The organism is Verruconatronum alginivorum, from assembly GCF_056590205.1.
Genome location: NZ_JBWPVQ010000001.1, coordinates 5,025,784 through 5,040,545, shown reverse-complemented (window position 1 = coordinate 5,040,545; position 14,762 = coordinate 5,025,784). Strand labels below are relative to the sequence as shown.

General features: G+C 59.6%; 8 protein-coding genes and 1 tRNA gene. 3 read left to right on the top strand and 6 right to left on the bottom strand.

Going from position 1 to position 14,762, the window contains the following annotated elements; all coding sequences use genetic code 11:
* The first annotated feature begins 73 nt into the window (after positions 1-73).
* Positions 74-150 (top strand) — tRNA-His (locus tag ACWUI2_RS18405).
* Between the two features lie 668 nt (positions 151-818).
* A complete protein-coding gene (locus ACWUI2_RS18400) occupies positions 819-1,049 on the top strand; it encodes a hypothetical protein (RefSeq protein WP_486984309.1) in 231 nt (76 codons plus the stop codon).
* Here the strand turns inward: ACWUI2_RS18400 and ACWUI2_RS18395 are convergent.
* The 5 genes from ACWUI2_RS18395 to ACWUI2_RS18375 all read right to left on the bottom strand — a co-directional run bounded on the left by ACWUI2_RS18395 (position 1,031) and on the right by ACWUI2_RS18375 (position 10,471).
* Entirely contained in the window at positions 1,031-2,488 is a 1,458-nt protein-coding gene (locus ACWUI2_RS18395; protein ID WP_486984308.1) for a sulfatase-like hydrolase/transferase, read from the bottom strand. The two genes, ACWUI2_RS18400 and ACWUI2_RS18395, sit on opposite strands and share 19 nt — an antisense overlap.
* Positions 2,489-2,519: 31 nt before the next feature.
* A complete protein-coding gene (locus tag ACWUI2_RS18390; RefSeq protein WP_486984307.1) occupies positions 2,520-4,490 on the bottom strand; it encodes a sulfatase in 1,971 nt (656 codons plus the stop codon).
* Positions 4,491-4,507: 17 nt separating this feature from the next.
* On the bottom strand, positions 4,508-6,109 hold the full coding sequence (locus ACWUI2_RS18385) for a sulfatase (RefSeq protein ID WP_486984306.1): 1,602 nt from the start codon (positions 6,107-6,109) through the stop codon (positions 4,508-4,510).
* Positions 6,110-6,120: 11 nt separating this feature from the next.
* The gene (locus ACWUI2_RS18380; RefSeq protein WP_486984305.1) at positions 6,121-7,875 is read right to left on the bottom strand and encodes a sulfatase; all 1,755 of its coding nucleotides are present in this window, start codon (positions 7,873-7,875) and stop codon (positions 6,121-6,123) included.
* Between the two features lie 79 nt (positions 7,876-7,954).
* Positions 7,955-10,471, bottom strand: coding sequence for a glycosyl hydrolase (locus ACWUI2_RS18375; RefSeq protein WP_486984304.1), 2,517 nt, complete (start codon positions 10,469-10,471; stop codon positions 7,955-7,957).
* Between the two features lie 274 nt (positions 10,472-10,745).
* Between ACWUI2_RS18375 and ACWUI2_RS18370 the strand changes: the two genes are divergently transcribed.
* Positions 10,746-13,151, top strand: coding sequence for a hypothetical protein (locus ACWUI2_RS18370; RefSeq protein ID WP_486984303.1), 2,406 nt, complete (start codon positions 10,746-10,748; stop codon positions 13,149-13,151).
* Between the two features lie 434 nt (positions 13,152-13,585).
* Here the strand turns inward: ACWUI2_RS18370 and ACWUI2_RS18365 are convergent, their stop codons facing one another.
* Positions 13,586-14,698: a formylglycine-generating enzyme family protein gene (locus ACWUI2_RS18365; protein WP_486984302.1), complete on the bottom strand. Its 1,113-nt coding sequence runs from the start codon at positions 14,696-14,698 to the stop codon at positions 13,586-13,588.
* Positions 14,699-14,762 lie beyond the last annotated feature (64 nt).

The window sequence follows — 14,762 nt, the reverse complement described above, 5'->3', positions numbered from 1 at the left end:
AAGGACCAACCAACTCGGAAAATCCGTTGACACCCCCGCGAAATCGGGCTCTTTTAATTGGCTTTCCCACGTGGTGGCTGTAGCTCAGTTGGTTAGAGCACCGGATTGTGATTCCGGGGGTCGCGGGTTCAAGTCCCGTCAGCCACCCCATCTTACCCCACTATAAATCAACCTCAGGTGGGTCTCAACCAACCAGCCGATCAAGTTTGATCAGAAAGAGCCGATAACCCTCACGGACGTGCTGGCAGACGACAGGGAGGATCCGCATCGGAAGCCCTGCGCCACCTCGCCTGGGAAGAATTGGGCGAAAGCCTCAACCCACGGGAGGCGGCCGTCGTGAGCGCCTTGCCCGAAGGACGCGGGTTGAGTGAGACCGCCCGCAAGCTTGGAATGAGTCCCCTCCAGTTTGTCGACCGCCCAGGTTTCCCTCGCTCACCGGATCCGGGAAGAATAGGGACCCGCCGCCGTGGCCGAGTCCGGCCGCCGGCCCGGGTGGAACGCTACGCTTCACGCCGGGAGGGAACGGAAAGCGTCCCGCTACGAAACAAGGGGCGAATAGAGACGAAAAAAAACCATCCATTACCGGGTGGTCCTTTTTTTAGCCGTCGGGTCAACCCCGTGAATTCTCCGGACATCCGGAAATCCTTCTTCCTCGCCATTTCGACCGCCAGCAATCTCGAACAGTCGCTCGGTTCCGGCTCAAACAAGCCATAAAAGAAATGTGCCCCCTTCTCCCGTTTCGAATTATCGGAGAAAGCGCCCGTATTTCGGTGGCGGAAACATTGCCCTACCCTTCCTCGCCGGTCCATGCTCTGCGAATGAAACATCAACGATTTGCCGGATACGGACTCCACCTCCGCCGGTATGGCCTCATCCTTCCCCTGCTCCTGACATTCGGAGCCGCGTCGGCAGATGAGCCAAACCTGGCAGAGAAGAGCGACACACATGATCGCTTCATCCATCCGCTGTGTCTCGATACGGTGCTCGCCACCGATCAGGCAAGCTTTGCCTGCGACCCGGAATTGGCCGATCAATCCGGCATCGTTTGAAGCAGGTCGACCGGGCGCCCCCGGAATCCGGTATCATTCGTGCTCTCGGGAAAGCGCCCGTTTGGCAAACGGTAAGACGACTCGATATCCTTCAAACCGATGCCGCCGGGATCCCCGAACCGGGCGCGCCATTCGGCGTCGAGCTCCTCCATCCGCGCCCGAACCTGAGCGTATTCATTCATATCATACACATTGAGCAATTGATTCGGATCTTCCTTCCGTGCGTAGAGGACCCGGAGAGGCAGCCAGTTCAACACCAACTCTCCCGCCTCATCATGATCGAAACCTTCGAACCGCCCATAACCGTAGGTATGGTCTTTAGTGTAAACCCCACTCCATCCGGGATTGTGAAAAAAGAGCGGGACTGACTCCACCGCGTCATCATCGCGGGCCAGGATGGGGTCCGAAAGGTCGCGCCCCTGGCAGGTCGGAGGAACCGGCAGGTCCATCAATCCCAAAATGGTCGGCATCAGATCGAGCGCGCCGACCAGCAACTCGCTCCGGCGCCGGATCGTTCCGCCGGGCAACCGCACCAGCAGCGGCACGCGGGCCGCGGTATCCTCCGGATGGCCTTTGGCGATCCGATATCCGTAGGAATGCAGATTGTCGCCATGATCGGCGGTGAAGACGATGATGGTGTCGTCGTAAAAACCCTTTTCTTTCAACTTGTCCATGAGCCGTCCGAAGGCCCGGTCCACGCCGGTGCACATCGCGTAATAGCCGTGATAGGCGCGTCGAAGCTCGGGCGATTCCGTGGCGCTGGGCCGAAGACGAATCTTTTCGGGATCATATTGCGCCATCAGTTCCAGCTCCGTCTCGTAGCGGAAAAACAGGCTCTCCGGATCGATTCCGATGTCGTGCGGCGGATGCCACGAAACGAATAAAGCAAAAGGTTCCTCGTCCGAGCACGTATCCAGAAAATCGATCGCCTGACGGGTCTGGCCATCGACCTCCCACTCGTCGAAAAAGACTTTCTCTCCCTGGTCGTTCCAGTAGTAACAATGTCCCGGCCGGTAATCGACGTGGCAGTTGTTGGTCAGGAAACAGCCGTCGAAGCCGTAGCGCATTTTGCCCGGCGGAACCGGCCGGTCCCGCTCATGGCCGTAAAGGTGCCACTTGCCGATGTATCCGGTGCGGTATCCCCCTTCGGTCAACACATGCCCGAAATACTTGCCGTTATCGGCCAGCAACGGGACATCGTTGTGGACCGCCCCGTTGTGAAGCGGGTGCTGTCCGCTCAAAAGCATTCCCCGCCATGGCGTGCAAACAGGGCTCGATGCAACGCAGTGCTCGAACTGAACCGACTCCCGGGCGAAGGCGTCGAGATTGGGCGTAATAATGTCGTCGTTGCCGTAGCATCCCAGCATATCGCGCGAATGCTGGTCCGTGAACACAAAGACCAGGTTGGGACGGCGTTTATTTTCAACAGGTCGTTTCATGGCCAAGAATCCCGCGTCTTTCTGGTTGGTTCTAAAAACGATGGCTGCTCACGGTCTCGTCGTCGCCGCGCAAGTGGATTTCGCGGACCAGAATGCCTCCGGGCATCGGCGGAAGGAATACACGGAGCTGCTCAACCGTTTGCCCGGCGGCGACCGGGAGCGAAACAGTCACTTGCTCCTCTCTTGCGGTCAGGCGAAACTCGACAAAGGAATCGTCGCTGAAGTCGACCTCGGCAGCCGTCCGCCATTGAATTCGTCCTTTCCCGTCTTCCGGGGCTTCCAGGAGAAGCTCCAACGCGGCCGGGGAGCTTATCACCAAGCCTGCACGGCCAATGAAGCCACCCTCTCCTTGAGAGTGGAAATACACCCCTTCGTTCGCCGGTTCGAACACCGCCCGGCGGGCAACCCACCCGGCGTGCCGCTCAACGGTCCTGCCAAGGACGCGGTCCGGAATCACCGGCGGGCGCGGCCGTCCCCCCACATTTTGGACGCCGATCAGGTCCGGGCGGTATCGTGCGGGGTCGAAATCGGGGTTCCGGATCGGCGTCACCACGTTGGCCTCTTCGATATAATCCTGCATGATCCGGTCCAGAGCGCGAACCCGGTCCGAATAACGGTCGGCGAGATTGGTGGTTTCACCTATGTCCTCGTGAAGGTTAAACAACAGGTAGTCGTGCGCCCCGTCTTCGCCTTGATGAAAGAGCCGGATCAACTTCCAGTCGCCCTGGTGAACCGCCATCGACGGCGGCAACCAGTCATGGACGCGTGGATCGTGAGGAAAGTAGGTGATCATGGGCCGGGATCGCTCCCACTCTTCTCCCCGCAGCACCGGGGTTATGTCCTCGCCATCCACCGGATGCCCGTCCGGCAGCGGCAGCCCCAACATCGAAAGAACGGTCGGGTAAAGGTCCGTCGTTTGGATGATCGCGTCCGACCGGCTCCCAGGCTCCGTCACACCTGGCCAGACGATAATCGCCGGCACCCGGATCCCCCCTTCGAAGATGGATGCCTTCCCGCCGAGCAAGGGAGCGTTGTCAGTCGGAACCGTGCCGTCGACCGGACTGTGAACATTGCCGCCGTTGTCCGAGTAAAAAATGATGACGGTCCGGTCAGCCTGACCCGAACGATCGATCTCCTCGAGAAGCGCTCCTACGGCGTCGTCAAGCGTATGCACCATGGCCGCATAGGTGGGCGAATTCTGGGGCGTCGAGAGATCGATTTTCGACCGGTAATAATCGACCAGCTCCGGTTTCGCTTCCCACGGTCCGTGCACGGAAAACTGCCAGTATTGCGCGTAAAACGGGCGCTCGTTACGTACTTGCCGCATCCAGTTAACGGTCTCCCGGGCCAGGCGGTCTTCGATGTGTTCATTAGGATAGTTTTCCTGGAAGTAATCCGAAAAGGACCAGGGCGCGATATAGCTTTGCCCCGGTCCCGGCCCGGGCCAGTGCGGCAAGTCCACCTCAAATCCGTGTTCAAATGGTGAATACGGCGGTGCGCCCAAGTGCCACTTACCGAAATGCCCCGTCGCAAAACCGTCGGCCTGAAGGAGCTTGGCGAGCGTCGGATATTTCGTATCGAGTCGGCTGACTCCGCGCATCGGCGTTACTTTGTCCTCGGCCGGACCGCTGCGGGCCGGACGCGCCTCAAGATTAACCACCGGAAGGTGGCCGCTCGGATTGGTCAAGCCGAGCCGAGCCGGGTTCTGCCCGGTCATGATGCTGGCCCGGGTGGGAGAACAAAGCGGGCTGGCCGAGTAGGCCCGGGTGAAGGTCATGCCGCGCTCCGCCAGACGCTCGATGTTGGGCGTTTCATAGAGATCCGTCGTCCCGTAGAGCGTGGTGTCGCTCCACCCGAGGTCGTCAGCCAGGATGAGCAGGACGTTCATGCGCTCGACCGCCGAATGGGGAGCGCTCGTGTGCGCGAGTGCCGCCGGATTACCGGAATAAAGAGCGCCGGCGATACCCATCGCGCAGGTCGACATAATGATGATACGTTCCATAATCATCCGCCTCATATTCACTTCACGCCGTCGGCCTTCCGTTCGGCCCGAAAATCCCTCACCTCGACCAAACCACCCGGCTGAACACCGATGACCTCCCGGCGGTAGAGGTCCGGATTAAAACTCGGATTGGGTTCCGGAGTGACCACGTTGGCTTGAGCGAGGTAATCATCGACCAAGCGATCCATCTCGGCAACCCGCTCCGGATATCGGTCGGCCAAATTGTTTTCCTCCCCGGGGTCGGCATCGAGGTCGAAAAGCTTGTATCGATGGGATTGGTCGGGATTGTCGAAAAAAATCCGAATCAGTTTCCAATTTCCCACGTGGATGGCAATGGCTGGCGGAAGCCAGTCCGGCACCCGCACGTGCCGGGGAAAGTAAGTAATGATTCCGTCGGGACGTTCGAACGTCTCTCCCCGCAATGCTGGGACGATATCGACGCCATCGACAGGATGATCCTCCGGCCAGGGGATTCCAAACCGGCCGAGCAACGTCGGGTAAAAATCGATCGTCTGCACAAGGGCATCGCTGCGGGTGCCCGGCTGGGTCAGCCCCGGCCAATGGATGACCAGGGGAACGCGAATTCCTCCTTCCCAAAGAGTCCCCTTTCCCCCGCGGAGAGGTCTGTTGCTGGTGGGGGGAGCAAGGAAAACCTCTCCATCGGGTCCCGCTTCCGGAACCCCGTAATACATGGCCCCGCCATCGTCGGAAAGAAAGATAATCACCGTCCGATCCGCGATACTCAGCGACTGCACCGCATCCAACAAGGTGCCGACGGCATCATCCAGGGAGTGGACCATGGCCGCGTAAACCGCGGAACGTTGAGAAGAATCGAGATCGCGCCTCGCTTCGTAATGTTCGACCCATTCAAGTTTGGCATCGAAAGGGCCATGGACGGAAAACATCCAGTAATTCAAAAAAAACGGTTCCCCTTGTGCCACCTGTTGCTCCATCCATCGGACCGCCTCCTCCGCCATACGGTCTTCGATATGGTCGCCAGGTCGGTCCCAGTCAAGATCGGGAGACCACGGAGCCAAGTATCCTTTCCCTCCGGGGCCGGGTCCCGACCAATGGGGAATATCCACGTCGAACCCGTGCTCGAGCGGGGAATAGGGAGGCTCGCCCAGATGCCACTTGCCGAAATGCCCGGTCGCATACCCGGCTTCCTTCAACATTTTACCGAGAGTGGGCAGGCGATTGTCCAGCCGCGTGACCGAGTTCACGGGAAGAGCCGGCCACTCCTCGGTATAGTCGCCCACCACCCGGGGATTCAACACCGCCCGTGGCAAATGACCATGAGCCGCGGTAAAACCGATACGGGCGGGATTTTGACCGGTCAGGATAGAACTACGGGCGGGTGAACAGAGCACCGGGGCGTAAGCACGAGAAAAAGTCATTCCCATCCCGGCCAGTCGCTCCAGGTGAGGCGTTTGATAGAGCTCGGTCGTCCCGTAGAGCGTGGTGTCGCTCCACCCAAGGTCGTCGGCCAGGATGAGGAGGACGTTCATACGCTCGGGAAGGGGCGAGGGGGTTTCACCCTTCGCGGCATCGGCTCCGAAGCAAACGCTCCCGGCAAGTCCCAGGAGGGAAATTGAGATCGCAATCTGTTTCTTTTTCATAAACGGGAAATCTAATTTCGAATCTCGCCGAGTTCGCGCAGAACCTGAAACCTTGGATCGTCTTCCGGATGACGTATGGCGCGTTCGTCCCCGAGATATTTCCGCCGCAAGTCGACGAAGGGGTTCTCCCGAACTTCCCTCGCAGGGTCGTAATCCGGATTCAAGGCGGGCGTGTAGCGGACGGCTACGTTCTCGTCGATCCAGTCGTTGAGCTGGACAAAAAGCTCGCGCGCCAGTTCCGGACGGCCTTCCGCCAGGTTGCTTTGTTCGAAAGGATCCCGCGCGACATCATATAAGAAAAGGCGGCCGTGCCAGTCGTAAATCAGTTTATAACCGCCCCGCTGAATGGTCGAATGCGGAGTGAGGGGAAGATTATCGTCCGGATGCAACGGCACGACATTAAACGGATAATGCCAATAAAACGTGTCGCGCGGATAACCTCCGGTCGCGTTTTCCGGGTCCGCGAACAGCGGAACGAGGCTGCGCCCCTCGATACCCGCCTCGTAGAACGTAGCCACGTCGTAGCCGCCGACTTCCAACAGGGTCGGGAATAAATCGCTCGCATCCATCGCCACATCGGTCCATTGGCCAGCCGGAATCACGCCGGGCCAATGAAAAATCAAAGGAACCCGGACCCCGCCCTCGAATTTCATCGCCTTGCCCCCCTTGAGCGGGGCATTGCTGGTGATCGGTTTCATGTTCTTTCCGGTCACCCAGGAAACGCCGCCGTTGTCGCTCATGAAGATGACGAGGGTCTCTTCCGCGATGCCGGCCTCCTCCAGCACTGCCAGGATCGCGCCGACGGAATCGTCGAGGCTCTTAATCATCGCCGCGTAGACCGGATCATGATGCCCGTTCCACCCGCGGGTCGGTTTGTTTTCGAAATACTCGATGTCTTCGGCTTTCGCCTCCAGCGGGGTATGCGGAGCGAAATGGCAGAGATAAAGCAAAAACGGCTGCTCCGGCCGCTCCGCGGCATGGGACCGGATGAAATCGACGGCTTGCGCGGTCAACTCGTCCGTCAGGTATTCCTCGCCCATGTCAGGCCCGGCGCCGCCCCACCGCAACTTCTCCTGCGGCATTTCCGGATAGTGCTTTTCCGTCTGGTTCCACAACTCCCGCCAGTCGAAATAGGGCGAACCACCGGCATCGAAATAACTGATCGTTTCGAATCCCTGATCGTGCGGCTGGTAGCCGACCGCACCGTGCCCCCCGACGTGCCATTTGCCAATGAAGGCCGACCGGTAATCCGGAAGCGCCTCCGCGAACGTCGTCTCGTTCCGCCCCCGGTCACCCGGCTGGCCGGAGGGAAGCGCCAAAAGCGTTGAACCGTTCAGCAAGGCCTGGGGCGTTGCAATATCGTCTCCCCAATGGACCGCGTCCTGCGCCAGGTAATCGCCCGGCGGCTCCAGGTTTCGGCTGTACCAGGAGCGGGCGAAGTGAGGAGTGGCCGTGGTGAAACCGATCCTGGCCGCGTTCCGGCCAGTCAGCAGACTCGCCCGGGTCGGCGAACAAAGATGCGTCGCCTGCGCGTGGGAAAAGGCAAGTCCACTCGCGACCAGCCGGTCCAGATGCGGCGTTTCATAAAATTGCTCCACGGTCGGCACGCCGGTCACCCGCTCGGCGTAGGCGTTTGTATCCACATACCCGAGATCATCCACCAGAATAAATACGATGTTCGGCCGGTCCCCCGTCGGATCCGGCACAACGGTACGGTCGGCGACCGGTGCGCCACCGGTGGCGCACCCCGCCAGCATAAGTGGCATCAAAGCCGATGCGACACCGCCGAAGAGGGATCCCAGGTTTTTGTCATTATTCCTCAAATACATTGGCAACTCAAATATGCTATTCGACTACAAGCAGACTGCTGAATCCCGCGATCCGCCCCACTACCGGCAAGATTCTTTCCTGAATATCACCGGTCAACGGATCGTAAAACTCGACGGAACGAGACGCGGATCCCGCGGAGACCTCGACCGCCACGGGCTCGCCCGTGGTATTCACCACAAAATAAATTCGCCGGTCCTGTCGCCTAAAACGTCCGACGAGGATTTCGTCGTCCGCGCTCTCGAACTCCAGGGAAAACTCCGGAGCGAAGGGCTCGTTCACCGCTCCGGCGATGGCGTTCACCGGCACCGGCGAGGCGCCGCGAAGTTTCCCGGCAACTTCCTCGTCCTCCGCCGGATACCCACCCCGTTCCGGCACGGAGTCCACCCAGAAGACCTTTCCTCCCCCGGCTTCGAAGCGCTCCACCTGTTCCAATACGCCGAGCGGGATCATCTCCATTTGCGGCATCACCAGATAACGGTAACGATGCGAACCGATGACGAGAAATCCCTCCTCCACCTCGGCCGCTTCCACGGCTTCGGGGTGGACGATGTTGTAATCCATCCCGTGCTCGACGAACGTCCACTCGACCTTCTCAAACGCACGCTGGCGTTCCTCGTAGGCGACCACCGACTTCCGCCAATGTTCTTTCGACGGCTTGTAATCTGCCTGGAACATCGCGATCGGATAATAAACCGCCACCGCCGTCTCGTTCCGGGCTCCCCGCAGCATCACGGAGATTCGTCCGATATATTCGTTCAGTCCCCGAAATTCTTCTTCGGTGTAACCGGCGGCCGCCGAGGTCAGCACGGCATTTGGATCGGGTTCCCGGCGATGCAGGGGGGTGTAGGTGTGGAGTTGATTGCTCCCATTCAGCATGACCCGGTTGGTGATGTTCCGCATCACCGGGACCTCCGGCGACATTCGCATCCTGCCGCGTCCCATGATGATCGGATCAAGCAAGGTGTTGACGGTATCGAGATCCTTCCACGCGGCGATAGAGCTGAAAAACTTGTTTTGCTGATACGGCCAGCCTTCCATTTCGTGCGGATCAGGAATGCCGGTGTCGACGCCGGGGATGTGCAACTCCGACACGAATTTCATCAAGTCGCCGTAACAGGCCACGTGCATCGAAAGATACTCGTTCAGGAGAAAATGCCCGCTGGAAAAGGTTCCGTTGGCGTCGGCCCATTCCGTGAGCCGCCGCGCATAGGTCTCGCTCAACATCCGGCCGACGGTTTGATGAAAATGCATCCGGATCCGCCGGTCTTCCGGGCGATCTCCCTCGAACACGGCTCCCAGAACCGGCAGCAGATCGTAGCCGTGCATCTCCTCGAACCTGGCCGAAAGTTTATCGTTCCAGGAAACAAACGCGTAATCCGCATCACGATCCCAGACCCAGTGAACCTGCATGAGCTGAGGCTCCAACGTGTAAAGGCCATAGGTGCGCTGGGAAAACTCCGTGATCTCATCGGCTTGCTCCTGATACATACGTTCGACAAACCGGTCGACGGCATTCGGGTTCAACAGATCGATGTAGCGACCAGTGTGACCGAACTGACGCATGGTCGACTGCGCCTGCACGTCGCGGTCGCGCGCGATCGTGCCAAACACGTGCAGTTGCCACGGCCCTTCAATGCCACCGGTCCCAATGATTCGTTCCGAGACCGAAGCCACGCGGCCCGCCAGGAAATCCGGCCTCCCTTCGACAACCGGATAAAGCACGGCGGCCACCGCCCGTTCCACCTCGTCGGGCAACGCGATCCGCGTCTTGCCCTCACCATTGCCCGACGTGGAAATACGCATCAAACCGCGAACTTCCCATTCGGGATTTTCCTCCACCACCCGGCCGCCAGCCATGCCGCTCGGATAGCCGAACTCGTCGGCGAGCCAGACCCGCATCCCCTGGGAATTGGCGAATTCCACCCGCCTCTGGATCTCGCTTCGATCAGCATTCTCGCGTGGATCGAGGAATTTGTAAAAGAGCGCGAGGACTCCGCCGATGCCATGGTTCCGAAGGTCGGTGGCGAAATCCGGTTCAAGGTCGTGCGAATAGAAAATCAGACGATATTCATTCGGCGGGTACGAAAAATAGCGCCGCAATTCCTCGGCGGAAAGGTCGTAACGGGACCGGATGTCAGGGTCCATGAAACAATAGAACTCGACCGCCTTATCCGATCCATTATCGAGGCGGGCGGTGATTTCCTTCCAACCCGCGTAAGCGAATGACTTCTCGAATTCCACTTTCACCGTCTGGCCGCCGGAAAGCGCGGGACCGGATTTCCGGTTCTCTCCCAGGGCGATGCTCCAACCCGCCGGAAGGTCCCCCCCCCGGTTCTCGACTTCGACCTGGAAGGAGGCCTTCCGGTCGACGATCAGCAATCCGTCCGGCAGGGAAACGGAAGTGATGACCAGTTGCTCGTAAGACTCCGGACCCTGTTCGTCGGCCGGTTGTCCACCGGCCCAGCAAGCCGCAACCAGGAATCCGAGAAAACAACTGATTTTCGCGAAAGGGGAACAATTTCTTTTCTTCATTAAAATCACGAAACGGAAAACCGTTAAAATATCGGTTCATGCGTGTGATTGAGGATACCACTCTCATTTGTCTGAAAACCTTTAAAATTAGGCCATCAAATAGCACAGAAATGCCAAACGCCCGTTCGACACCAGATTTTCCTGCCTGAAAAGAACTTCTCCATTCGAGCGAATGGAGCGCAGAAGCCCTCCATTCCGTCAACTAAAACCTTTCAGTTATTTCCGCTTGCCCCGATTCTTCATTCAAGTTTTTTTGGCCCATGACACATATCGAATGAGACCATCATCCATCCCCACCTTTAATCATCCTGCCATTCTGACGGAATGGCCCGCCGACGCCACTCCTCCACTGCACCCATACCTGCACGGAGGAAGATGGATTCATGGCGGCTTTGACCGGTCGCCGGATCCCCTCCGTGGCTACGTCTGGGATCCGCGTTTTTCGACGGACCCACTGGAGCCGCTTCAATGCTATGCGGTGTTGCCCGTGGATGCGACCATCGAGTCAGGGACGGTCGATGGACTGGAGAGTCTGGGTCGGCCGGGGTCCATCCTGAACGTGAGTGGACCCGTCTGCCTGCGTGTCGACTTCGGCGTCGAAGCCGCCGCCTGGCTGGAATTCGAAAGCAGCGATCTCAACGGCGAGGTCGAACTCTCGATCAGCGAATTCAATCGTCCGGGCATCGCCAACGCAGGTGCCCAAAGCCCTCGCAAAACAGGGACTCCCGAACGGACCGGCAACACCTGGCGTCTCCGCTTGAACGATCTCCATTACGAAGGTGTCCGGTTCGGATGGATACACGTCAGTTCCTGCACGAAGCCGTGGGTGCTACGCAACCTCCGCGCCGTCTGCCAGGTCAAACCGGTCAACTACCTGGGCTCTTTCCGGAGCACCCAGGCAATGCTCGACCGGATCTGGGAAGCGGGGGCCTACTCGGTAAAACTCAACCTCCAAAAGGATCACTTCGGCTCGATCCTGACCGAGCGGGGCGACCGTCATTCGTGGACAGGGGACGCCTACGTCACCCAAGCCGCTTCCCTCGCCTCCTTCGGCAATTTCGCCGCTGTCCGGATGAATACCAACCGGATGCGCGACGACGACAACGGCATTGAAACGTACGCTCTTTACTGGATACAGTTGCTTGCCGACTACGTCCGCTGGTCCGGAGACCGCACCTTCTGGGAGAGCCAGATAACAAGGGTTGCGGCGAAACTCGCCCATGCCGCGAACGTCTCGGAGGGGCGTGATTTCCTCGGCTATCGAGCCTTTTGCGGACACGATGACCGGTTGGGAGCCTTCGCCGAAGACACGCCAACGGGCAACCTCCGCCTCTATCGCTTCCTGGCCCGGCGGACAGCCACCGAAGTCTTCGGCCTTCTCGGCGCCTTTCCCGAAAACGAATCAAACGCTTCCGTCCGTCGGGCGGCAAAAGTCCTCATCGCCACAGTCGATCGCCTCAACGCCACCGACCCCGGCGAGCCCGGACTGCACGACGGCACCGAGGTTCTGCTGGCCGGGGTAATCACAGATCCCCGAGAACGCGTCGAACTCGCGAAACGAATCTACGGCGATCCGATCCGCGCCGTATCCTACTCCCCGTTCAACAACTATTTCGTGCTCCAAGGCATGGCCGAGACGGAACAGTGGGAAGCCGCCGGAGCCTTGCTCGACCGCTGCTGGGGCGGAATGCTACGCCTCGGCGCGACTACCTTCTGGGAGAGCTTCCGTCCCGAATGGTTAGATTGTATGAAGTCCAACGACCCGATCTTCTGTGGAACGCAGGGCTACACGAGCCTTTGCCACCCGTGGAGCGCTGGTCCCACCCGCTGGCTGAGCGACCATCTCCTCGGCGTGACTCCGGCGGCTCCGGGATTTTCCTCCATCCGGGTCGCCCCCTCAAACGGACTCGCCTCGGAGGTTTCGGGTAGCATACCGACCCCCCGGGGCGAGATTCGAATCGAACGGAACGGCGCGGCCATTAACCTTTTCCTTCCCGACGAAATCCGCGGCAGCGGTCCCGGGGGCGAGAACCTGGTGCCCGGGGAGAACCGACTTGAAGAACGGCACCGACCGTCTTCGGTTTCCCTCTCCGGTTTCAATTGCCGTCACGAATGGGAGTGGCTAACTGATGGCGATCCATACTCGGAATTGAGTGACGATTGGGGGTGGATCGCCTTCGCCGCCGGACCTGACGGCAAGGATATCAGCGAGCGGTTCACGGAATTTGGGGTCGAAGTGTTGGCCGATATCGAAGGTGAAATCCCAATCGAAGATGTAACGCTCCCGGGGGGGATTTTCTCGCGCAGTTCCCTCGCTCGCCGGGAACCCTGGCCGGACCAGGCGGAAGCCCCTCTCCTGCTGCGGGGCGCCCTCCGCGGGCGGGGTCCGACACCCTGCCAACAGACGGTGCGGGTCCGTCTTGCCGGAAATATCTCCGCTATGGAGGAAGTCGCACTCTACTTCGCCGACCCGCGCGGAGAAGGGACGATCGTCTCCGTCGATGTGCTGGCCGAGCCCGCACGGCATCTCGTGCTTCCCGTGCGCAAAGTCGAGAATTTCCAACAGGGCCAGGTGCTGCGGTTCCGTCCGCAAGGCGAATGCCTGTTGCGTATCTGCAATCGCATCGATCGACCGGACCCCACCCTCAGCGGCATCGCGTTCCGTAAAGGGCGGCCTTGATGCGCCCGACGATAAACGATCGGGGACTATTCTTATTGTTAAACGCGAACACCTGCAAACGCCCAGGGGGCAGTTTGCAGGTGTCGAATGCGTGTTTGAGAAATCCAGCCCAGGGAGGGCGCGCAGGAAATGCCTGGCCTCTTCCTCGGTGGAGATTTTCGTGCGCAGTTGGACGGGCTCGTGATTGTCACCGGCGTCCGGGTCGATAACGACCGTGGTAAATGATATTTCATCCCAGAGAACAAGGTCGCTTGAGGAATTCATCTCAAATTCGACCGCCGCGGTCTTCGAACGAACGACCTCGAAAGCGAGATAACCATTCCCGTTTCGAAGTTGTGCGGCTGTGCTCCCTGATCCCGGGAGCAAAGAATACCAAGTCGGTTTCCGAGTCGATCAAAGGCGGGGCGACGTTGCCTTCCCAGTTTCCGGCCACGTCACTTCGTGAACCACTCCCCCACGACGGCGCCATCGGCGTTTTCAAGACGGACATTCCGCAAACGGGATTCGCCGCGTTCCGGCAAGTTGATTCGCACCAACGCCAACGGTTCCGTGGTCACGAGTTCGATTGAGAGCTCATCCCATTCGCCGAGGGCTGGCGGGGGCAGGATCTGGCGGTCACTCACTTCGAATGGACCTGAATTCGAACGACTGTAGATTCTTAAAGGGTTGGTGAAGCTGGCGTTGATTTCGAACCGGAGCGTGAATGGCGCTCCGTCGGTGATGGGAGTTTGTAGAGCCTTGAAGATGGCTGGATCGGGGGCGGTCGAGTGGACAACCAGTTCACCGTCAACCACTCGAACACCCAGAGTTGGGCGAGTGGAACGCCAACCCGCGATCTCGCGCGTGCCCCTCGGGCTCTCCGGTTCCGCCGAGCGAACCAGGCGGAACCCGATGGTATCGTCCCCGATCCGTGGATTGAAGTGCGCTCGGTGCGACACCATGGCGGCGCTGCTCGGGTGGACGTTCCACGAGCCTCCGCAGATCACGCGAAAATGCGCGTAGATTTCCCAGGCCCACTCGGCCACATTTCCGCTCATATCGTAAAGTCCCAGTTCATTGGGTCTCTTTTGCCCGACCGGACGAGGCCCTCCCCCGGAGTTTGCGCGGTACCATCCGACAACGTCCAGGTCATCTCCCCCACTGAAGATATAGCCCCTGCTCGAGGCGCCGCCGCGCGCGGCGAATTCCCATTCTTCCTCCGTTGGCAAACGATACCCGTTTGCGTCGGGAACCATCACGGGATCGTTGCCCAGACCCGTTCTCAGGACCTCGCCTCGGATTCGGTATACGGGTGTCAAACCTTCCTTTTCACTCTTGGCGTTGCACCACTTCAGGGCATCGATCCAAGGTATCGAATGCACAGGATAATCGTCGCCCGCGCCGGCTCCGACCCCCTCCAAATCGTATCCGTTCTCCACTGCCCAGGCGCGAACCTTTTTCCATTCTCCCCACGTGACTTCGTAACGGCCGATGTGGAAGGAAAACGGGGCGACCTGTGGCCTGACGCCGGAAATCTGGGGCAGACTTCCGCCGCGCACGAAAACCATGGCGCTGGATGAATCGTTCCCAGCGGCCGTTGATGAGCCGCGCTCGTTTGCCAGTGAAGCGGTT

Coding starts and splice junctions, on each gene's coding strand:
- ACWUI2_RS18400 (WP_486984309.1), top strand. CDS start 819: ATGAAACATCAACGATTTGCCGGATACGGACTCCACCTCCGCCGGTAT.
- ACWUI2_RS18395 (WP_486984308.1), bottom strand. CDS start 2,488: ATGAAACGACCTGTTGAAAATAAACGCCGTCCCAACCTGGTCTTTGTG.
- ACWUI2_RS18390 (WP_486984307.1), bottom strand. CDS start 4,490: ATGGAACGTATCATCATTATGTCGACCTGCGCGATGGGTATCGCCGGC.
- ACWUI2_RS18385 (WP_486984306.1), bottom strand. CDS start 6,109: ATGAAAAAGAAACAGATTGCGATCTCAATTTCCCTCCTGGGACTTGCC.
- ACWUI2_RS18380 (WP_486984305.1), bottom strand. CDS start 7,875: ATGCCACTTATGCTGGCGGGGTGCGCCACCGGTGGCGCACCGGTCGCC.
- ACWUI2_RS18375 (WP_486984304.1), bottom strand. CDS start 10,471: ATGAAGAAAAGAAATTGTTCCCCTTTCGCGAAAATCAGTTGTTTTCTC.
- ACWUI2_RS18370 (WP_486984303.1), top strand. CDS start 10,746: ATGAGACCATCATCCATCCCCACCTTTAATCATCCTGCCATTCTGACG.
- ACWUI2_RS18365 (WP_486984302.1), bottom strand. CDS start 14,698: ATGGTTTTCGTGCGCGGCGGAAGTCTGCCCCAGATTTCCGGCGTCAGG.